At 65.2% G+C, this 23,300-nt stretch carries 1 protein-coding gene (cut by a window edge); it reads left to right on the top strand.

Features of this window, described 5'->3' with window-relative positions; translation table 11 throughout:
- Positions 1–360: 360 nt before the first annotated feature.
- Positions 361–23,300 carry the 5' portion of a hypothetical protein gene (locus A6A27_RS23860; protein WP_143194132.1) on the top strand. The gene runs 13,138 nt beyond the window's last position, so 22,940 of the gene's 36,078 nt are visible here — the first part of the coding sequence; it begins with the start codon at positions 361–363; its stop codon lies beyond the right edge, outside the window.

The raw sequence follows: 23,300 nt of genomic DNA, 5'->3' as shown, positions 1-23,300 counted from the left end.
GGGTCGCGGCAGGGCTCGGGTGCGGGGGATGGTGCGTCGGATGTGGAGGTTGGCCGCCAGCGGGTGGTGCCGTCTGCGTCGGCGCAGGGTTCTGGGCTGGTTGGTCGTGGGTCGGGTGCGGGGGGTGGTCGTTCGTTGCCGCTGCCACCTGAACAGTCGCCGGCAGGTCCTTCTTCGCCTAGCGGCGCCCAGAGGCAGCAGGTAGCTCATTCGGGGTCAGCCGAACGGCGAGGGGTGTCCGAGCCCGGCGGGGTGCCGGCCGTTCCGGGTCACGGGGGGACTGCGGCGGGCACGTCGAGCGGAGCGCCGGTGTCACGGGGCGGGGCGCATGGCAAGCCGTCGCCGGCTGAGGCGAACTCGGTGGCATCGCCGATGCGTGATGGGGTGTGGCTGGTCCAGCCGGCTCAGGTGGAATTCGTGCGGCGCGCCCAGGCGATTCTTAACGAGTTTTCCGAGCTAGGCAGGGACGCGGACGTTGTCTTCGTCAGGCCGATGCTTCAAGCATACGTAGACGTGATGGGCAGCGGGTTGTCGCCACTCGGGCTCTTTGACGCGATTGGGAGCTCGGTAGATTACACGCGGCCGCTGGTGCTCGTAGCGATCGGGGCGAACGAGAACGAGGCGATGGTCTTTGGGTCCTACTTCCAGCTAGCCATCGCACAGCGGGCGAACATGGATAACAGCGTCCGCCCGATGGCCGGTTTGGTCGTTGCGACGTATTCTTGGGAGAATTACCGGCCATATGCGGCGCGCTTCCATGTGCCAGCGCAAGCTGGCATAGACGCAGGCTGGTCGAACCAGCACGGCAGCTTCGAAAGCTTGTCTGACGCGCTCAGGCACGCGCGGATGGTCGCGCCTGTTTCCGATTCTGTGTCGCTTGATCCGGAACTGCTACGCCGGCTTGACGCGGAGCTGCTACGCCGGGAGTTGGCGGCGGGCCGCCGGGTGGGTCTGAACGTGGGTGAGCGGCCTCTCCGTGACGATGAGGAGGGAGTTGGGCTTCCTCCTGGCTACGGGGAGGGGGCCAGCCCACTGCAGCTGGCGTGGGTTGAACAGTTTCCGCTGCCGCCCGGTCAGACGATGGATAACCTGTTGGTCCCGGGTCAGTTTTTGCCGGTGCCGCGAGCGGGCGAGCCGACGAGGCTTGTCCCAATTCGTGGGCGGGAAACAACTGACGCAGCGGGTAACACCCGTAGGCATACGACAGGTGTGGTGTCTGTGTGGCATCCGGATGCTGGAACATTTGTCGTGGTGACCAAGGATTTTGCCGCTGAACACGTCGAACTGGGCTGGGTGACGCAGTATCGGAACGGCCTGCAGATAGTTACCCAAATGCCTGCGGAAAACTACTTCGCGTTGGAGAGGCTTCCCCGCAGCGATCGCCTCACCATCGAATTCGGTCGGCTCAACACTGAGGGTGATAGCGATGGCCCGGCCGGGACGCGTATCTGGGTCGAGGGTTGGAAGAATGCGGCCGAGTACGCGGCCTTGTTGCCGCAGGGTTCCGCGAATCCGGGCCGGCGCGTCGTCGTCCTGCATAACGTATCCCCGGGTTCCGCATTTGCTAGGGACTTGAAGGAACTCGGGGTGGTTGTTGTCACCCATGAAGTTCGCCCGGTGGATAGCCGGTCCGGCCAAAGGCCCCCGCCGCTTTGGCATGCGGAAAGGGGAAGGGCAGGGATCACGCAATTCTTCGGTCGCCTGGGGGGCCTGCGTCCTAGCGAACGTCTTGGATATTTGCTTGGTGTGTTGTTGGCAGCGGCGGACCGTTCGGCAGCGGCGGGCCGTACGGTGGACGCGGTTCGTCTTGCTCCGAACACGTCTCGCCGCCCGTGGGGTATGGGTAGGGGGCGGGTTGGTGCCGGTTCGCCGTTGGTGGGTGCGGGCGCGGTTGTGGTCGGGGTGGGGACGACGCCGCGGGGTGTGTGGTTTGCGGTTTCGCGGGTTGTTGGTCAGTCGCCGGGTCAGCGGGTGGTGGTTGATCTTCGGGGTTGGGGTGGTGACCTGGATGGCTTGCGGGCGTATTTCGGTGGGCATCCCGTTGCGGGGCTGACGGAGGTCACGGCGATTGTTGGGGATGGGCAGGAAGAGGCGATCCCCGTTGCGTCGAGTGAGGATCCGCGGGAACCGGCGGCGGCGTTGGAGCGGGTGCGGCAACAGTTGAGGGAGCCATCGGCGGGCGGTCACCTGATGGATCGGTTGGCTGACTGGGTTTCTCGGGTGGAGCCGTTGCCGGGTGATCCGGTGGATCCGGTGTCGCGGGAGGATTGTTTGCCGTTGGCCGGGCGGGCGGCTGGGGTGTTGGGCTTCCCTGGGTCTGTTGATGACAGCGTCCCGACGCTGGCTGGTCTGGTGGACAGGCTGGGCGGCCAGCTGGAGCTGGCGTACCGGGTCGGCCAGGACGTGTTGTTGGGTGGGTTGCGGGCTCGGCCGGGGGCGCGGATGTTGGTGGAGGCCCGTTCGCAGGACGCTGACCATCCGCATGTGTTCTGGGTGGTGGCTGACGACCGGGACTCCGGCAGTGTGGTGTTGCGGGTGGTGGATCCGCAGGAGGGGGGGCTTTTCGAGTACGGCGAGGGGGAGCCGGGAACGGAGGAGCGGTTTGCTCTGTTGGCCGAAGCTGATACGCAGTTCGTGGCGTTCGATGAGAGCAACAAGCCGATCAGTTTGGCTGAGTTGCTTGGTTCGCGCGAGGACCTGATGCCCTCGACCGGTGCGCGCGGGGGCGTACCGGCCGAAGCTTCGGCCGGTCACGTTCCCTCCCGAGCGGAGGCGCCGTATTTCGTCCCGGTGGCCGCGGTACGGCCGGGCGACGTGGGGATCGACGGCAACGGTGAGCATTTCTGGCCCAACAGGCCTCAGTTGGCTGAAAAGAGGCGCCAGCAGAATCTCGAAGCGGCGGCACGCGGAGCAGATGGCACGCTGGCCCACCCAGAGGAATGGGTGCACTGGGTCACCGACGGCGGTCTCCCCGATCCTATGTGGGCCCCCTTGGCTGTGGTGTACACGGTCCTTGGCGACTCCACGGGGGCTACCGCGGCCAGCCTCAGTGCTAATCGTGGAAACGAACGCGCGTACCGGGCTGAACGGACGCTGCTAGGCGACGAGAATGAGGTCGAATTCCTACCTGATGGCGAAGGTCCGGAGGCGCTGCGGTCGATCGCCCGGCGGTTGCGGAAGCGTCCCGGCTCGCAGGCCATTGTCAGTGCGGAGATCGGTGGCGGAATCCGCAACTGGAATATGATCAACTTCAACGGGGAGATCATATCGATCGACGCTTTGACGAATACCGCCGTCGAGGATTTGCTCTACGCCGAGAGCGTCGGTGCGGTTGCGTCCGCCACCATCGACCATTACGGCCGTCGAACCCTCGACAGAGCCGTACGCGGAGAGGATGGTGGACTCGCCCACCCGGCGCGATGGGTGCACTGGGTCATCGCCGACAACCTCGAGGATCCCTTGGGGGCCGCCGTGGCTGTGGGGTACACGGTCCTTGGCGACGCCCAGGTGGCTACCCCAGGGGCCTTTCCCATGGCCGACCCTGAACGGAGACGTGCGTACCGGGCTGAACAGGCGCTGGGCGGTGAGGGGCTTAGCGGTGATGAGCTTATCGACAAATTCGTTCCCGAGGGTGACGGCCTGGCAGAGCCGCTGAAGTCGATCGCCGAGTTTTTGCGCATCGCTCCCGGCTCGCAGGCCATTGTCCTAGGGGAGGCCGGCGACGGCCTTCGCTTCTGGAACATGGTCAACTTCAACGGGGAGATTGTATTGATTGACGCTTTGCGCGACATCGTCGCGCAAAGCGTCGACAATCTGCCCTACGCCGGCAGCGTCGAGGCGGTTCAATCCATCCTCATTGATGAGCTCGGCCGGGTGTACCCAACGGGATCGGCTGAGGCGGTGGAAGCACGTTCGGTCGAAGTGCTCAGCACAAGTGAGCTCGAACACGCCGCACGCGGAGAAAATGGCAGGCTGACCCACCCGGACCAATGGGTGCACTTGATCGACGTCAGTGGCGCCGCTGATAACAGGCGGGCCGCGTTGGCTGTGGTGTACACGGTCCTTGGCGACGCCACGGTGGCTACCGCGTTGGTCGAGCCTAGTGCCAATCCCGAAAACGAACGCGCATACAACGCTGAACAGGTGCTGCTGGGCGGTGGCGACCTTCTCGGCGAGTTCGTGCCCGAGGGTGAAGGTCCGGCGGCGCTGGACTCGATCGCCGACCGGTTGCGGAACGCTCCCGGCTCCCAGGCCCTCGTCCTCGGGGAAGTCGGCGGAGACCGTCACTTCTGGAACATGATCAACTTTGACGGGAGGATCATATCGATCGACGCTTCGGAAGACGCAGCCATCGATGATCTGCTCTACGCGGACGAAGTTGGCGAAGTCAAATCCATCGTCCTCGGGGATGACGGCCTTACGAAAATTGCGCTATCCGATCCGGCGGAGCGGAAGTCGTCCAGCCTGGACCACGTCCTGCGCGCACAGTCGGTCGACCGTACGGAAGAAGCGTTCCTTGACCCCGACAACGTACGCCGTAGACACGGCGCGGTCACCTCAGTTGGCCACGTTTCCTCCCACGAGGAGGCGTCCACCGGCCGCCGGGACGGTCCGGTCTACGTCTCAGTGGCCAAGGTGGCGACCGGCGTCGTGGGGACCGACAGAGACGGTGAGTACTGGCCCGATGGGCTTTCGCGGTTTGGGTATGAGTACCAGAGGAAGCTCGAAGCGACTGCACGCAGCGAAGCCCACCCGGACGAGTGGGTGCACTGGATCACCACTGGCGGCCTCCCCGATCCCATGTGGGCCCCCTTGGCGGTGGTCTACACGCTCCTTGGCGCCCCCACGGCGGCTATCGCGGCCAGGCCCAGTGTCAATCCCGAAGACGAACGCGCATACAACGCTGAGCGGACGCTGCTGGGCGACGGTCATCAGGTCGAATTCGTGCCCAAGGGTGAAGGCCCGGAGGCACTGAGATCGATCGCCAAGTGGTTGCTGAACCTTCCCGGCTCGCAGGCCATTGTCCGTGCCCAAGTCGACGACCACATTCGCTACTGGAACATGGTCAACTTCAATGGGGCGATTTGGTCGATCGACGCTCCGACAAACACTGCGGTCGAGGGTTTGCTCTACGCCGAGAGCGTCGGTGCGGTTGCTGCCAACACCATCGACCATTACGGCCGCCGGACCCTCGATCAGGCCGTACGCGGAGAAGATGGCGGGCTGGCCCACCCGAAGCGATGGGTGTACTGGATCGCCGAACGCGGCCGCGGTAATGGCGAGTGGGCGGCTTTGGCTGTGGTGTACACGGTCCTTGGTGACGCCCAGGTGCCGACCGCAGGGGCCATGCCCATTGCCAATCCCGAAAACGAACGCGCGGACCGGGTTCGACGGGCACTGGTGGAAGGTAGCGATACCTTCATGGGGAAATTCGCGGCCGAGGGTGAAGGTCTCGTGGCACTGGAGTTGATCGCCGAGTTTTTGCGCATCGCTCCAGGCTCGCAGGCCATCGTCCTGCTGCAGGGCGAACACGGTACTCGCATCTGGAACATGGTCAACTACGACGGGGAGATTGTGTCGATTGACGCTTTGAACGGCGTCGTCGTTGATCATTTGCCCTACGCCGACTCCGCCGACGAGGTGCACTCGATCCTCATCGATGAGCAGGCGCGTGTGTATGAAGCGGGGTCGGACACGGCCATCCGAACACGTAAGCTTGAAGAGGCTGTACGTGGAGAAGATGGCGGGCTGACCCACCCGGAGCGATGGGTGGATTTGATCGCCTACGTCGGCGGTGCTGACATCAGAGCTGCGAGGGCTGTGGTGTACACGGTCCTTGGTGACGCCCAGGTGGCTAGTGAGAAGGCCAATCCTAAGGCCAATCACGAGAACGAACGCGCATACAACGCCGAGCAGACGCTGCTGGGCCGTGGCGAACTGTTCGACGAATTCGAATCCGAGGGTGAAGGCCCGGAGGCACTGGAGTCGATCGCCGACCGGTTGCGGAACGCTCCCGGCTCGCAGGCCCTCGTCCAAGGGGATGTCGACCAAACCCATCGCGTCTGGAACATGGTCAACTTCAACGGGAAGATTGTATCGATCGACGCTCCGAACAAGGTCGTCGTCGACGATCTGCTCTACGCCGACAAAGTCGGTGAGGTTGGTTCCATCGTCCTTGACCCTGACGGCCTAAGGTACCGTTCGGACCCGCCAACCCCAAGGCCACGCCGGGATCAATCCGTCCTCCCCCATCGCGAGCCTGAGTCTGATTCCGGTCCGTTCGGCGGCCCGCGGTTGGCTGGGCCGTCCTCGGCTGGCCCATCGGCGGTGCATCCCCAGCTTTTGGCGGCGGCGCTGGGCCGGATTGTGGCGGCGCGGAACGCCGAGGAGCAGGCGCGCCAGCGGCCGTCCGCAGCGGCGCCCATCACGGGGGCGGTTGAGTTGGCGGCCGAGGTATGGCGGCTGGCCGCGGCTCTGGCCAAGTCGTCAAGGGAGGCGCCGGTCAATTGGCGCGCGCGGGTGGCGCTGAGGCGTGCGCGGTTGGAGAGGTTCCTTGCCATTGTGGAGCCGCGGCTGGAGGGGGCGTCGGCGGAGGTTTGTGTGCCGTTGGTGTCGGCCGGGTATGGGTTGTTGACTGATGATGGCCGGTTTACGAACAGGCCGGTTGATGCCAGTTATGTGGCGACCATTGATTTGTCGAGGGTGTTGGCCGCGCTCAACGGTGAGTTGACTCCGGTACGGGATGTTGACCTGGGCGAGTTGAAGAAGTCGTTGTGGCGTAGGCCCGGGGCGATGGTGCTGGTGTCGGAGGTTCCGCGCCAGGAGCGTGGCGGGGTTCCTGGGCTGGGTCACGCGTACTGGTTGTGGGTCGACGAGCGTCGTGTGGTGCGGCGGCTGGATCCGCAGAGGGTCGGCAGCTTTGAGAACGTTAGGGAGGATTGGGTCGGCCGGTTGGCTGATCACCCCGGTACGGGGATCGCGCTGTTCGACCCAGCGGTGCGGAAGTCGGCCATGATGGACGGCCTGCGGAAGCCAGTTGACACGGCCGAAGCGCTACGCCGGGGATTGGTGACGGGCGCCCGGGAAAGGTTGCCCGAAGATGTGGGGCCTCGTGTTCCGGGGGGCGAGGCATTCGGGCATGAGGAGTCCAGCCGGGCAGGGGCGTCCCGCGCGTCCGCCGGTGGCGGTGACCGTACGGTGGAGGCGGTTCGGCTGGCTTCTGAGAGGTCTCGCCATCCGAGGGGTATGGGTAGGAGGCGGGAAGGCGTCGCTTCGCCGTTGGCCGGTGCGCGCGGGGGCGTACCGGTTTATGAGGCGCTGGAAGACGGCAGCACTGCGCCGGCGAGTCGGGATCTGCCCCAGGTGCCGCGGGCCTATCTCGCTATGCCGTTTGATCAGTTGGCAGCCCTGATCAAGGCTCTCGATCTCGCCGGACCTGAGCGGCAGGTCACGGCTGCGCGGTCGTCGTCGCCGGTGGAGGATCAGGATGCGGTCGCGCTGGTGCACCTGGTGCGAGACCTGGGCTGGCGTTACCTTCTCGGGCGGCTGAGGTTCCTGTACGGGCTGGCGGACCTGGTCACCCTGGAGCTGCGGAAGAGTCAATTCGGCCACTATCTGTCGTCATCCGCGGATGTGGATGCCGCATTGGGCTTGCACCCTGCAATTCGGGAAAGGCTCGTTGAGCTGCGGCAGCCTGGCGGGATATTGGTGCGCGTCGCCGTAGAATTCAACGGGTTGGACGCGGACGCTCAAACTCGATCGAAGTCCCGGCTGGTATCTGATATCGCCTTCAAGGTCCTGGGAGTGGCGCCGAGATACGACAGCGCCGCCTTGGTGGGCCGGGTGCGGAATGATGCGCTGCCACAGGTGCCGCAGGCCTATCTCGCTGTGCCGCCTGAACTGTTGAGTTCGCTGATCCAGGATGTTGATAGCGCGGGGACCTTCACCGGGGATCCCGAGCATCCGGTGGAGCAGCAGATCGCGGTTGCGTCGTTGTTGTCGCCGGCTGCCGTGCGGGATCAGGATGCGGTCGCGCTGGTGCACCTGGTGCGAGACCTGGGTTGGCGTTCCCTTCTCGGGCGGCTGAAGTTCCTGTACGGGCTGACGAACCTGGTCACCCTGGAGCTGCAGAAGAGCCAAATTGGCAGCTATCTGTCGCCATCCACGGACGTAGGTGCCGTCCAGAGGTTGCACCCTGCCACACGGAAAAAGCTCGTTGAGCTGCGGAAGCCGGGCGGAATACTGGCGCGGGTCACTGAGGCATTCAACGGGCTGGAGGTCGGCGCTCGAACTCACCCAACGCCCAGACTGGCAGCCGATCTTGCCGTCAAGATCCTGGGAATGGTTCCCGGGCTTGCGGGCGGCGCGCCTATGAAGTCGGGCGCGGATGAGCCTGAACCAGGTCCGGTTGCCGGCCCGTCGAGGGTCGACCGCCCGCTGCCACCTGGACAGCAGCAAGGCTCCGGAACGGGTCGTTGGCAGATGGAGGAGCAGCTAACCGGGTATTTCGATGAGTCCAGCCACGCGGTGTTGCCCTCGTACGGGGAGCCCAGCCACGAAGGGTCACCCGCGCACGCGGCCTCGGCGCAGACGCCAGTGCTGCCTTCGTCTGAGGTGGGGCCTTCGGCTGAGGTGCGGCAGTCGTCGGCGGTTGAGTTGGCGGCTGTGGTGCGGGCGGAGGCGCGGAAGATTCTGGCCGCATCGTCGGAGACCAGGCCGGGCTCGGGGCAGCAGGAGTCGCTGGCGCGGAGGCGTGCGCGGGTGGAGAGGTTCCTTTCCGAGGTGGAGCCTCTGCTGGTGCGGGCGCCTGCGGAGGTTTGTGTGCCGTTGGTGGCGGCCGGTTATGGGTTGCTGACTGATGGCCGGTTTACGAACAGGCCGGTTGATGATGGTCAGCTGGCGACGACTGATTTGTCGGCGGTGTTGGCCGCGCTTAACGGTGAGTTGACTGCGGTACGGGATGTTGACCTGGGTGCGTTGAGGACCCAGTTGCAGGCCAACCCCGGGGCGATGGTGTTGGTGTCGGAGGTTCCGCCCCGGGTGCGTGGGGGGCTTCCGGGGCTGCGGCACGCGTACTGGTTGTGGGTTGACGACGAGGGTGTGGTGCGGCGGTTGGATCCGCAGCGTCCTGGCAGCTTCGAGAACGACGCTAACGAGGACTGGGTCAGGCAGTTGGCCCACCCGGGTACGAGGATCGCGCTGTTCGATCCGGCGGAGCGGAAGTCGTCCAGTCTGGACGATGTCCTACGGAGTACGCCGGTCGACGCGGTTGAAGCACTGGTCGACCCGGACAATGTCCTCCGCAAGCACGGCGCGATCCGCCTTGAGGTGGGCGGCCGCTGGATTGTCGAGCTGCCGCCCGAGATGACCGGGACGGTGGAGCCCGGCAACGTTCTGGCCAAACGGCCCGGATTGGAGCTGGTGGTCGGTAAAGAAGACTATTGGCTCGGGGACGATGGTCAGCTGTATGACCTTCTCGGTGATCCTGGTGAACAGCCTGACGGCAGCGTAGTGACCAAATTCATCGTGGCAGTCCAGGGCGACCCGATTGCCAGTTTGCCCGGTGATGCCGGCCGCGTGAGCTGGGATTCCTGGTTCAGCGCCTTCCTGGAGATCAAAAACTGGTTGGACAGGGCTCCGACCTGGACGCCTGGGAGCGTAGTTTCCGAAGGAAACCGGATAAGCCAACTTCCCGGTCAGGGCGGATGGGAGCTCTCACCCGTAGGTTCTCCGGCGAGAGTCTTCAATCCGTATGAGCGGGTCCCGGATGACCTCGACGTCCAATACACGGTTGGGCTGCCGTTGGGCAGTGTGGAGGGCTTTTTCGAGTGGCTGCTGCTCCGCGCGGATCGTTCATACCTTGAAGAGTCGCGAGGCTCCCTCGAGGACGGCCTGGTATTCGGTGCCGAAGTTGCCGCTCTATTCCTGAAGAAGCGTGGCCACGAGGTTTCACCACATGCCCTGGATGTGCTCGGCCAGGTCAAGGAGGTTAGGGATCTGCGCGGGTTCGCGGTCCTCACCTACATGCAGGTTGCTGCCCTGGTAAGTGGGCTAGTTACGGGGACAGTTCGCGAAAACTGGGCGGCCGCCGTTCTGCGGAACCCGCTGCAAGCGGTCCGGAAAGAGCTGTCGGAAGACGCGCGAGATTTTCTTGAGGCAAATGCTGAGGAAATCGCAAGCCTCTTCGTGCATCGCTATCTCGATCGGAACCGCGATATCGTCAGAGGCTACGCCGAATACTTGGGTACTTCGGAGGAAAACGTCGCCATCCTGGACATCCGAGACGGCCGGCCCTCTTTCAGTGTCGAGGACTATCTCAACAATTCATTGAAGAGCGTGTCGCCTGGCTCGTCTTTGAGTCAATACGAGGCGCTTGGGGTAAACCGGCACCCTTGGGAGCACGAGGACCTGGATACGAACGGTGGCGGCCATGAACTGCCGTTGCTGCTGTTGGCGCTGCCGTCCTTCGGCGTGACCGCGGAAGAGCTCGGGCAGAATTTCCAGGGGTTCGCCGACGTTAGTAGGACGCTGTACGGCGAGGCTGATGCCCTTCATGGCTTGGCCTCCGGCTACAGCGGGGAGGTGATGGTCAGCCACATCTTGCAGGATCCGTTGACGCGGGCCGGTTTACGGATGCTCGATTCGGTTCGCGCCCTGCCGCAGTCGAGTGCGCTCCTGAGTTCGGAAGATTACTCAGCGATCGTCCGACAATTGGGAAGGCTCCCGCTCGTCGTCGGTCGTCATGAATCGGCGTGGCGGAGCGGCCTCGACGAGCTCAAGCAGAATTTGCAAGCACTCGAACTGCTACTGGAATCCCGGGAAACATCCTCGCCGGATGACGGCTCGGAAGACCCGGGTGACGACTCGGTAGCGACGGCGACAAGCGATCTGCAGGCTGTTGCGCAGCAGATAGACGCCCTGCTGGAGGGCGGCTTGGCGGGGGTTGCCCGCCCGCTACCGCTGCCACCCGGACGGCAGCAGGGCTCTGGAACGATCGACCGCGCGTCAGATTCAGACCAGAGGCCGCAGCGCTCGGGCCACGATATCGAAATCGAAGTCGAGGAACCGAGCCCGAGCCCGAGCCCGAACCTGGACCCGGACCTGGGTCTTGCGGAAACGGCCCTGGACTTCGACCGGATCCCTGGGCGCGGGCCGGGTGGGGCGGTGCGGCGGCTGCATGATGGGGTGTGGCTGGTGCATTCGTCGGCCCATGCTGATGGGGACTTCGAGCGGGTGGCCGAAACGGGTCCTGACACGTTTGGCGCCATGGGTGCCGAGGCGGAACATGTCATCATATGGTCGGAAGACGATCACGATGGACAATGGTACGTAAGCGCGATGGATGACTGGTGGACGATACCTGAGTTCCTTTCCGAAATATCGACGCTTGTCGACTACGCTCGGCCGCTGGTATTCGTACCGATCGGGGCGAGCGAGAGCGAGGCGGAGGCCTTCGGGAGTGCAGTCCAGGCGGAGGTCGATCAACGGGCGTTCATGAACAACCCCGTCCGGCCGTCCGCCGGGTTGGTTGTTGCTTTGCCGGACGGCGAGCTACCACGGGTGAGCTACTATTCGCCGTTCAACGACGAGACCTTCGCAGAGTTGTCTGACGCGCTCACTGACGCGCGGGAGGTCGCGCCCGTTTCCGACTCTGGGCCGATTGACGTGGAGGCGCTACGCCAGGCCTTGGTGACGGGTGAGCCGGTAACGCCGGCAAACTGGGTTCCTCGTGCTCCTCGCGACAGTAGCGACGTTCCTGAACTTCTCGGGTACGCGGACGGGAAATCCGGCCGTCCGCTGGAGATGGAGCAGGCTCCCGTGTTGCGGGTGTCGCTCGATGAGATACGGACCATGTCGGAGCTGTTGGTTCCGGGTAGTGTGTGGCGGCTGCCGCGGGAGGGCGAGCCGGCGAGGGAGATCCCCATTCGGCGGATAAAAACTCAAGATGGCGTCACCCGGGAGTATCCGGCGGGTGTGGTAGTTGTGCAACTGCCGGCTACCGAGGCGGAGCCCGCGTCGTTTGTGATGTTTGTGACCAGGGGCTTTGACCTTCATGGCCTTGAACTGGGCTGGGCGACCCGGTACCGGAACGACCTGCAGGTAATCACGCTAATTTCTGCAGAAGACTATTTCGCGTGGGAAATGTCTCCCCGCGACTCCCGGCCCACCATCGAATACGGCCGGCTCAACACTGAGGCGGATGGAGTCGGCTCGGCCGGAACGCGTATCTGGGTTGATGGTTGGAAGGACGCGGCCCAGTACAGGGATCTGTTGCCAGAGGGTCCTGTGGCCAGCCCCAGCCTCGTGCTGCCTGATGCGGCCCAGGACTCCGAATTTGTTAATGAATTGAAGAAGCTCGGGGTGGTTGTTCTCCCTGCTGGCCGCGGGGGACAGTTGACCGAGGACCGGCCACCCGGGTACGTGGAGCGCCGCCACGGAGGCTCACCCCCCGCGTACGCGGGCGCCGGGCAGACGCTAGTGCGGCCGTCGGCTGGGGCGCGGCAGTTGTCGCTGGTTGAGTTGGCGATCGAGGTGCGGGAGCAGGCGCGGACGATTCTGGCCGAACCGTCGGGGACGAGTCCGGCCTTGGGGCCGGTGGCGCAGCGGCGTGCGCGGTTGGCGGAGTTCCTTAGCGTTGCGGAGGATTTGCTGGAGGGGGCGCCGGCGGAGGTTTGTGTGCCGTTGGTGTCGGCCGTGTTCGGGTTGCTGACTGATGGCCGGTTTACGAACCGGTCGGTGGATGACAGTTATGCGGCGACGACTGATCTGTCGAGGGTGTTGGCCGCGCTCAACGGTGAGTTGACCGCGGTACGGGATGTTGACCTGGGCGCGTTGAGGACCAAGTTGCAGGCCAACCCGGGGGCGATGGTGTTGGTGTCGGAGGTTCCGCCCCAGGTGCGTGGGGGGCTTCCGGGGCTGCGGCACGCGTACTGGTTGTGGGTTGACCACGAGGGTGTGGTGCGGCGGTTGGATCCGCAGCGCCCTGGCAGCTTCGAGAACGACGCTAACGAGGATTGGGTCAGCCAGTTGGCCCGTCCGGGTACAAGGATCGCGCTGTTCGATCCGGCGGAGCGGAAGTCATCCAGTCTGGACGACGCCCTACGGAGTACGCCGGTCGACGCGGTTGAAGCACTGGTCGACCCGGACAATGTCCTCCGCAGACACGGCGCGATCGGCCCCGAGGTGGAAGGCCGCTGGATCATCGAACTGCCACCCGAGATAGCCGCGACGGTAAAGCCCGGCACTGTTCTGGCCAAGCGGTCCGGATTGGAGCTGGTAATCGATAAAGATGACTTTTGGTTGGGGGAAGACGGCCAGCTGTATGATATCTCCGCTGCTGACCAGGCGCCTGGCGAGCTCGTAACCAAACTCATCGTGGAACCCCTCGGTCGCCCGATCGCCACTTTGCCGGGCGATGGAGGACGACAAAGTTGGGGTTCCTGGTTCTGGTCCTTCCTTGAGATCAAGGAGTGGTTGGACAGTGCCCCGATCTGGGTGTCCGGGAGTGCAGCATCCGAAGGAAAGTCGATTAGCGATCTTTCCAGTCTGTCCGGATGGGAGGTTACTGAAGCGGGCTCTGAGGCAAGAATCGTCATTCCCTACCTGCAGGACACGGACGACCTCTACGTCCAGTACACGGTTGGGCTCCCGCTGGCCAGTGTGGAAGGATTTTTCAGGTGGCTGCTCCGCGATAACCGCACATTCGTTAGAGAGCCGAGAGAGTCTCTTGAGGACGCCCTGGCGTTCGGCGCCGATGTGGCCGCTCTTTTCCTGAGGAAGACTGGCCGCGAGGTTTCGCCGCGCGCCCTAGACCTGCTCGGCCAGGTCGAGGAGGTTGTTGCACTCCGCGGGTTCGTTGAAATCACCTACGCACATGTCGATGCCCTGGTAAGTCACCTAGTTGCGGAGCCTGCGCTCGAGCCCGGCATGGCGATGTCGGCCAAGAACCGACTGGTCGCCGCCCTGCGGAATCCGCTAATAGAGGTCAGGAAAGAACTGTCGATCGATGCACAGGAGTTTCTCAACGCGGCTGCTGAGGAAATTGCAGAACTGTTCGTGCGTCGGTACCTCGATCGGAATCGCGATGTCGTCAGCGGCTACGCTGAACGCGCGCGCATTCCGGTGGAAAGCGCCGATATCCTTGATATCGAAGACCGGGGAGGTGAGTTTCGGGTCAGAGATTATTTCGACCAAGCATTGCTCGATTCGCCCGGTTTGTTTTTGAGTCAACACGAGGTGCTTGAGGTAAATCCATCCCACTTCTCGTATCTGCGGCTGGATACGAACCGTGGTAGACATGCGCTGGCATTGCTGCTGATGGAGGTGCGCAACTTCCGGAGGCTAGGGGTAACCGCGGACGAGTTCGAGCAAAATTTCCACGAGATCGCCGATGAGAGCGAGGCGCTGTACAACGGTGCTGTTCACCGTCGTGGTTTGGCCTCCGGCTACCCGAGCGGGAAGGCGATGGTCGACCAGATCTTGCAAGATCCGCTGGTACGTTCCGCTTTGCCAATGCTCGATTCGGTCTCCGCCGTGCAACATACGTCGGAGGAGTCGTTGCCGCACAGCATGCGGGACTACGAGGAGATCGTGGAACACCTTGGGTTGCTCCCGCTACTCGCTGGCGTGGATCAACCGGAGTGGCGACGAAGACTCGATGCTCTCAAGCAGCGTCTGCTGGCGATCGAGGAGAAGCTGACGTTCAGGTTCTCCCCTTCGTCATCCGAGGACGGCTCGGTGGCGACGGCAATAGGAGACCTCAGAGCTGTCATGCAGTCGATCGACGCGCTGCTGCAGCCCTCCGTACCAACCCGTACGCGCCGTTTCGCTGCGGCGATACGTAGGGCGCTGCGCGGGACGATGCCGCACGCCGAGCCGGCTGGGTTGCAGATTGCGGTGACCCGGACGGTTGCCGGTGTAGCGGATCCGACCGTGGCGGCCCAACACGCTGCCGCGGTCGCAGTCCAGCTGGGAATTGCCCCGTCCCCGGCCGCTGCCGGCCGTGCCGCACGGCAGCAAAGCTCCGGAACGATCGGTCGCGTGTCGGCTTCAGCCCCAAGGGCGCCGCGCTCAGACAACGAAGCCACGGCTGACCGGGCGACGATCCGCCCATCGGCGAACGCGGCTGGTAGTCGTTCGGGCTCGCCTGCTCCTGGTTCGTCGGCTCAGGGTGGTCAGCCTTCGCCGACACAGGAGAGCACTTCGGCTGACCTTGGTTTACGCGAGGACCAGACGCCATCGACCGGTGCGCGCGGGGGCGTACCGGCCGACGGGCTGGCCTCGGCTGTGGGGGATCCGACGCTACCGGATGAGTCGCCGCAGGTAGCTCCTCCGGCGTCCGCTGACGAAGGGGGAGGGACGTCCGGGACCGGCGGTTTGCCGGCTGTTTCAGGTCATGGTGGAAGGACCGCCCCGCAGCGGCAGGTGCCGTATGGCCGGTCCCCGTGGGCTGAGGAGGCAGGCGCTTCGGGGTCGCCCGGGGTCGAGCGGGACAAGTGGCAACCGATGCGGCGGATGCGGGATGGGGTGTGGCTGGTGCGTCCGCCGCGAGCGGACGATGGGGAGGTCGGGGATGAGGCGCGAACCGAGCAGGCGGCCGAGGCGATTCTTGGCGCGGTATCAGACCTAGGCAGGGAAGCGGATGTTGTCTTCTTCGTGCTGAATGACGGATACATAGCCTCCAGCAGAGGCTGGTTGACGGTGAACGATTTGCTCAGCAACATATCGGTATCCGTGGATGCCACTCGGCCGCTGGTGTTTGTACCGATGGAGGTGAGCGAGTACGAGGCGAGGAGGTTCGGGGACGTAGTCCAGCAGCTGGTTGATCATCGGGCGCGCGTGGGTGACAATGCCCGGCCGGCCGCCGGGTGGGTTATTGCGACTGGTGCTTCGGCGGACCGCTGGCCACAATTGCCGAGCTTCTATTCGCCTAACGACCGCCGGACCTTCGGGACGTTGTCTGAGGCGCTCAGTCACGCGCCGGTGCCCGATTCTGTGCCGGCCCTGTCGCTTGATGCGGAGGGGCTACGCCGGGCATTGGTGACGCGTGACCGGGTGAGATTGCCCGAAAATCCGGATTCTGTCGTCGCTCCCCGTAGCGGCGAGGAGGACTGGACTTTCGATAGTGCCGGCGACGCGCGCGATTTTCCTCAAATTCCAGCGTACGCGGCGGCGGCGGTACCCAGCCCGGCGACGGATTGGGTTTCCGAGTTGCGGGTGCCGCTCGATGAGCCACGGGCAATGGCTGAGTTGTTGGTTCCGGGTACGGTGTGGCGCTTGCCGTCGGAGGGTGAGCCGGCGAGAACTTTCCCAATTCGTGAGCGGGTGGAAACTGACGACGAGGGCGTCACCAGGAAGCTTCCGTCGGGCGTGGTGGAGGCGCAGTTGCCGGCTACTGAGGCGGAGCCGGCGCTGCCTGTGATGGTGGTGACCGGCCACTTCGACGCCCGCCAGCTCGAACTGGGCTGGGCGACCCAGTACCGGAACGGTCTGAGCGTGTTTACCCCAATGCCTGCCGAAGAATACGCCAGGTGGGAGCGGCTTCCGCGCAGCGATCGACTGACCATCGAATTCGGTCGGCTCAATGCCGAGGCAGATGAAGCTGGCCCCGCCGGAACGCGTATCCGGGTTGATGGTCTTTGGAGAAACGCGGACGAGTACCAGGAGCTGCTGCCGCAGCGTCCCGCGGGTGCGGGCCGCCCTGTCGTCGTTCTGCCTAATGTAGTCCGGGGCGCCAAATTTGTTCGCACATTGACTGAGCGTGGGGTGGTTGTTGTTACCGGCCCCGAGGGAGGCGGAGCTCGCCCGAATCTCATCGGAATGCCTGGCAGGTGGCACGCGAATAGGAGCGCGGCATTCTCCGATTTCCTCCCGTACGGGGTGGATACCACAGATCTTGAACAGTTCCTTGTTGCGTTGTTGCAGGTCACGCACCGGGGTCAATGGGCCGGGGAGCAGAGGGACGCCCTGGAGATTCTGGCCTCAGACCCATTGCGGTTGCATCCGCGAGGGGTGTACGCCTCAGCCTGGCGGGCGGCGTTTGAGCGAGGCATTCAAGAGGTTCCGGGCGTTCACCGGCGCGGCGAGGATTTGGTGGGGCTGGAGCTGGAGCTGCCCTTCCGCGACCATAGCCGCAACTCGCAGGAGAAGGCGCTGAATCGGTGGCGCTTCCAGGGTGACGTCGGTGTCGTTCGGCTGGGCGGCACGTGGCGTGGCCGCCTTCTGGGCAGCACCAGGCTTTGGCTACCCAGGCAGTACGTTAGTTATGTTGAGCCGGGCTGGGCTGTCGTCGACCTGCGGAACCTTCGAGGGGAAATCACCGTTGTCGACGGCCGTTGGCGGTTGAACGATAAGCGGCCACCCGGGTACGAGAAGGCCGCCGTGGACGCGGGCGCGGCACGGACATCGGAGCCCGTGCCCTCGCCGCCGTGGTACGCGCAGCGTGGCGCGCTTGGTGGTGGTCGACTCCGCGGGGCGGAGGAGGTAGCCGCGAAGATCCGTCGACGTCGACGGGACGACGAGGTCCGCACCTCCGCCGTCGAGCAGCTTGTCATCGGGCAGCTTGCCGGCATGGGCTACGGCGTCGAGGACCTCGACCCGGTGGGGGAGATGATCCGCCAGGTGACCAAGGGCTTGAAGCCTTCGGTCGCCCGCCGGATCCGGACGGAGATCCTCAGGGTTCTGTCCAACGGCGATCGGAAGCACTGGGAAGGGCTGCTGCGGCATGGTGCGCTGATTGTCAAGGGTGGGGTGCAGGTCAGGCTGGCTTTTAAGCCAGTGAATATGGAGTTCACGGCGCCGGACCAGGCGGACACTGAGCCGGGAGTTCGGAATTATCTCAGCGAGTACGGCGACACCTCGTATACGGAGGAGTATTCGCGTAGGAAGAGCAGTGTACTTAAGGCGATCGTGGATCCGTTGCTCTTTCTGCCCAACCTGGCCCTCGCCAAAATCGCCCCGTCGTTGCGGCTCGGCGCGAAGTTCGATTCGCATGGGCGGAGAAAGATCGGGGGGGAGGTGCAGGCTGGGAACCGGGTCGTCGCCGACGATATGCATGACTTTAGGGCCGACATCTCGGTAGCGGCGACTGTCGTTCCGTCGGGTCGGCCGCGCCGTACCCGTGACGGCGAAGCGCCGGTGGGTGGGCCCGGCGGGCGGGCAACGGTGGTGCTGCCGGGAAAGGCGTACCTGCAGTTCCCGAAGGCATTCTCGACGGCGGCCGATGCGCGGGAAGCGGTGTCGCCGGATCTGGCGGAGGATCCGGGGGCCGGTGGCCGTCCGGTCGTGGAGGTAAGGAACCCGGAGGCGTTGGATGGCTTGGACTTCTCGATGTCCGGGGTCGTCGTGGAGCGCCTGCTTACCGGGCTCCGGCGCAAGCTGCTGGTCGAGGCGGCCATGCCGGCTCAGGAAATTGACGAGGTGGTCCAGAGCGCTGCTGAGCACACCTTCAACCAGAAGACAGTTCAGGACCGTAGCCAGTGGTGGCTTACCGGTAGTTGGGTATCAGATCTACTGCGCGCGAAGGTGTCTCGTCGGGACTACACGACCTTGACGGCCGACGGCCGGCGAGTGCTGACCAAGAAAATCCCCGGTAGGAAGGACTTCGCCGGACACCTGACGGTCAGCGGCAAGCCGACTTGGGTGCGATACCTGACCACGACTGATCAACCGTTAATGATCCGCAACGATATCGCGGAGACCGTCATTCAGCGGGACGGGGAGGGCTGGGCCAGCGGGGGTGCTCTCGGCGTGGGTATTTACCTGGGCGTGGACGTCGCTGATGATGCCCTTTTCGTCGCTGACGTGGAGTTGCCTGGGGTGACGACCTCGGTGGAGCAGGTTCGCACGCTCGGCTCTGCAGGCCAGGCGAAGGTAGCGATCTCCCGCAAGACTCCGGTGGCGCGGTACCGCACCGAGACCACGATGGCGGTGACGCTCAAGTCGACGCATGGGGAATTCACCTACGAGGAGAAGGTGCCTGCCGAGTTGCTTGTCGGTGCGGAGCATGCGGATCGGTTCGAGGATGAGGCACTTGGTGGAGCGGACACCGGTCGCCCCCGGACCGCGCCGACGCCGGTTCCCGCGCCGCCTGAGGCTGGTTCGGCCTCCGAGTCTGATGGATCGGGTTCGGCCTCCGAGTCTGATGGATCGGGTCCGGACGCCGAGTCTGATGGATCGGGTCCGGACGCCGAGTCCGACGGATCGGGTACGGCCGCGCCGGCGACGTCGGAACCCGGCTGGCGGGGGCACCTCGCCGACCGGCTCACCGCTGCCGCAGCGGGGGCCGTTCCGGGGGTGGCGGAGATCGCCGAGTTCCTCCGGCGTGGCGGGACGCCGCAGATCCAACTCACCGACGCGCTGTGGGCGCGGCTAGCCGGCTCATCCGAGACGTCATCGCCTGATCCGGCCGGCGGCCCGGTGCCGCAGGAGTTGCGCGACGCGGTAGACGCGCTGCTGGGCAGCGCCCGCGTCCCGGTGATCCGCGCAGACGGTACGCCGCTCGGCGCGGACCCGACACGCTCGGGCCGGGCGGCCGCGCACCCGGCCCAGGCGCGGTTCATCGTCGACGCCGACGGCACGGTTCGTGAACCATTGCCGGTGCAGCACCACGTGGTCGACCCGCAGGAACCACCGGCATTGGCGGCCCGCAAGGGCCTCGGTCCGGGCGTGGTGCGGGAGATCCCGGGTGCGACGAGGATTTTCGCTGAGGTGCAGGCGGAGCTCGGCCGTCAGATGAAGGCCGTGGGTGTGCAGCTCTCGCCCAAGGAGTCGCAGCACCTCGACCGGGTGTTGGCCATGAAGTTCGGCGTGCCAGGGCTGCGCGGGGAGTACAAGGGGCTAGCCGCAGGCAGCAGCGTCACGCATGAGTTCGAAGCTGGCGGATATGTGTTCACTGTCCAGCTCGGCGCCGAATTGCGGGAGCTGCGCGACAAGCGAGTCGAGCCGGAGGTGACCCTTGATAGCCAGGCCAAGGACACGACTGTGCTGGACATGGGCGAGAAGCGGTCGACGAGGTGGAGCCTCTTCAAGGTCCGGGTGCACCCGAGATTCAATATTGGCAAGCGGTTCGTCCTCGATGTACCACTGGCGAGCCTTGGGGTGAGCCGCAGTACGCACCGAAAGTTGGTGGTTGGCACTGGCTTCAAGGGGTACTCGCGCCGCAAGACAACCGGCGATGTCACCCGCTTCGTGTACGGCGCCGCGTACCCGCTGGCAGTCACGACCCGCCGATCGTTGGGTCCCATCGTCGCTGGACGCGTCAGAGAGCTGTCGGGCCCGGAGTATTCGACGGCCGTCCTGGTTGCCGCGGAGGATCTGGCGACCGCCCCGCGGAGCGCCGATGATCTCCTCAAGCTCGGCCGGGTCGAGGTTCGACCCGGGTCGCTATCGGACCTGCCGGCTTTCGCCGTCGGACCCGACGGCAGGCCGGGCCGCGAGGTCCGCTTGGGTGCGGGCGACATGTCCGGCATCAAGATGTCGCTACTGGGCGCCAAGGACGTCTCTGATGAGCTGGCCGTGCTGCTGGCCGAGTACAACGACACGCCGTGGTTCACCCGACTGTGGAACAGGGCTGGACGGTTCCTAGCCAAGATCATCCCGTGGGGTCGGCCGGTGGACCCGATCGGCATGGACCCCTTCCGAGAGGCCCTCCGCGGGATAACCCCGACCGCCAGCCAGTACGGGGTGGTGGAGGAGATTGTGCGCCTGGGGACCCCGGCGTTCCTTGAGGCACACGACGCCGAACTGGTGAGCGAGGACGGGTTGCCGATTCCGCTGCCAGAGACCAGGAACGGCTGGCAGCAGGCCTTGACCCTCCGGTTGGTGCCGTTCAATCCGGACCTGGAGCGGGTCAGCAAGAAGGCCACGCTGGAGCAGTACCACGAGTCCGACGGCCGGCTGAGCGCCGACGACGGTGTCGGGTGGCAGACGGAGGCGGGTCTTGCCGGCGGTGGCGCCGTGCTGCTGCCGATGAAGGGCGAGCACGGCGGCTCGGGCACGGTGCAGACGAGCAGCAACATCGCCTTCGGGGCCGGCGGGGCTGCGCTGTGGTCCCGGGAGAGAAAGACAAAGCAGACGGAAGGTCACCTTAACCTTTTCCTGGCCACTTACAACGGCGACACCTACAACTACCGCGCCGACGGGGTCTACGTACTCACACACACACGGTGGCGGGAAAAGGCACTCGGCCGGCACGAGGCCAAACACCGGCCGAGTGCTGGACGCTCGGCGCAGCCGGCGTCGGTTCCGGCAGCCGGTGCCCGGACCGACGCGCAGCCGGACTCGTTGGCGCCGCAGCCGCCGCGGGACGCCGTTCGGCACGTGAAGATCACCGGCGGGGTAGAGCTGTCCGTGCCCTATGTGCGGGCCCACGACCTCAACCTGCCCACCCCAGCGGATGCGGTCCTGCCGCAGAAGGACGGAGAACTTTACTACCTGGACCACGACCTTGCCCGGAATGTGGCGTCCTACGAGCGGATCGACGCCAAGCGCGTGCTGCCGGCGGTCAAGGAACTGCTGGCCAAGGGTGTGCTGGACGGCGATCGCGGCAAGGTGCCGTCGAACGTGGTCCGGGCACTGCAGACGGCGTACTCCGAGGTGGCGATCCAGCGAGAGCACCAGGCCGCCAGCACTGGAGGGATCCCGCTGGTCGTGCGCGTACGGCAGCGGCTCTGGCGATCGCGCGACCATTGGTGGCAGCACGTGGCCGACCTGGCAAACCTGCGAACGGTTCGGGGCACGATCCACGTCGGTATTCGCGTGGTGGCCGAAGATCCGCAGGTGACCTACGTACGGCCACGTCCGGATGTGGTGGTCTCGACCGGTGGGCAAGCGTTCCACCAGCAACACGACAGCAACGACCACAGCTTCGCCCGCCTCTTCGGCGGCTATCTGCGGGGACGCTTCGTCGGTGCGGGTGACGGCGGTCCGCGAATCGCCGGCGGTCTCTACTACGAGTACGAGACGCAGTCCGAGACCAAGGTCGGCACCACCAAGACCGTGCGAGACATCCGGCGTACCGCCGCGCAGGAGACGGCCCAGGAGTTCCGGGAGGACGTCACATATCGCATCGAAGTCTTCGAGCACATTGGGCCGAGTGAGCCGGTACGCCGGATCGGGCAGCTGTTCAGACTTCCGTGGCGACTGACCAACGTCCTGTCGAAGAGCGAGAGCAAGCGGCTCTGGCGGCGCCTGTTCCCGCCGGACACCAAGCCGGCTGGCACGGCGGCGGTGCCAGGTGCCGTACACAAGCTCATCCCGTCCTCGTTGACCACCGTCACGCCGCCACCTCCGGCATCGGACCCGACGTTCCAACCCGTTGTGGAGCGCGCCGCCCCCCCGCAGGTCACCGATTTCGCCAAGGCGATCGCCCCATACGTGCAGGCGGTGGGCCTGCCCGGCGCGGACAAGGTGGCGGCGTGGGCGCCGCTGGCCCGGATGCCCTGGCGCGACGTCGCCCGGAACGCCGCGGACTCGGCGCCGGGATCGGCGCCCGCCACGGACTCGGCGGTAGACCCGGGAGATCCGCCGTACGCAAAGCGGTTCGCCCCGACCACCACCGAGGGCAACCTGCTTCGCACGGCCTGGCAGGAGCCCAACCTCCGGGCCAACATCGCCCCCCTGTTGCTCGCCGAGTTCGAAATGCCAGATAGGCAGAAGGGCGAGAAGATCACGGTACAGATCGATCCGACCAGCGGGCGGTGGCTCACGCGGGGCCCGCAGGCGGCGCTGAACTTCCCTGAGCACAGCTTGGAGCCGGAGCGGGAGACCGGGGGCGAGTCTCGCCACGAAGGCGGCGTCGAGGGGAGTGGGGGCAGCGCCGCCCTGCCAGGCGTACCGGGATCGCAAAAACACTCCATCTTCGACGGTGGGCTCGGTGGTGACGCGGGCCAGGGCACCGGCCGGATCTGGGCCAACTCCGCCGGCGACTACCGCGAGGAGAACCTGGAACGCAAGGGGGAATTCGACTACTACGCCTTCGACGCCGAATATGTCGTCGACGGGGAGCGTGGACACATCGTCCGCACCAAGATTCCGGGTGGTTTGAAGCTCACGATCCCGGCCACCAGGTCGGCGCAGCTGAGCGCCAAGTACCCCACCCTGATGCAACGACCACCCATCGACGTCGATGCGCTGCCCAGGCAATGGGACGCGGACGGCGTGGTCCCGGACGACCCCAGTGCCGCGATTGCCGACCAGGCGATCGCGGATGCCGGCGGGTTCGAACGGCTGCACGCGGAGTCGGAGCGGGGGACGGTTCGGCTGTGGAGCTCCGCGGCAGACATCAATGCCCAGTTGGCCGC

It is taken from the genome of Micromonospora sp. CB01531, assembly GCF_001905095.1.
Classification (GTDB): domain Bacteria; phylum Actinomycetota; class Actinomycetes; order Mycobacteriales; family Micromonosporaceae; genus Micromonospora.
Note: the sequence above shows the minus strand (reverse complement) of the source record. Positions and strands in the feature narration are given on the sequence as shown.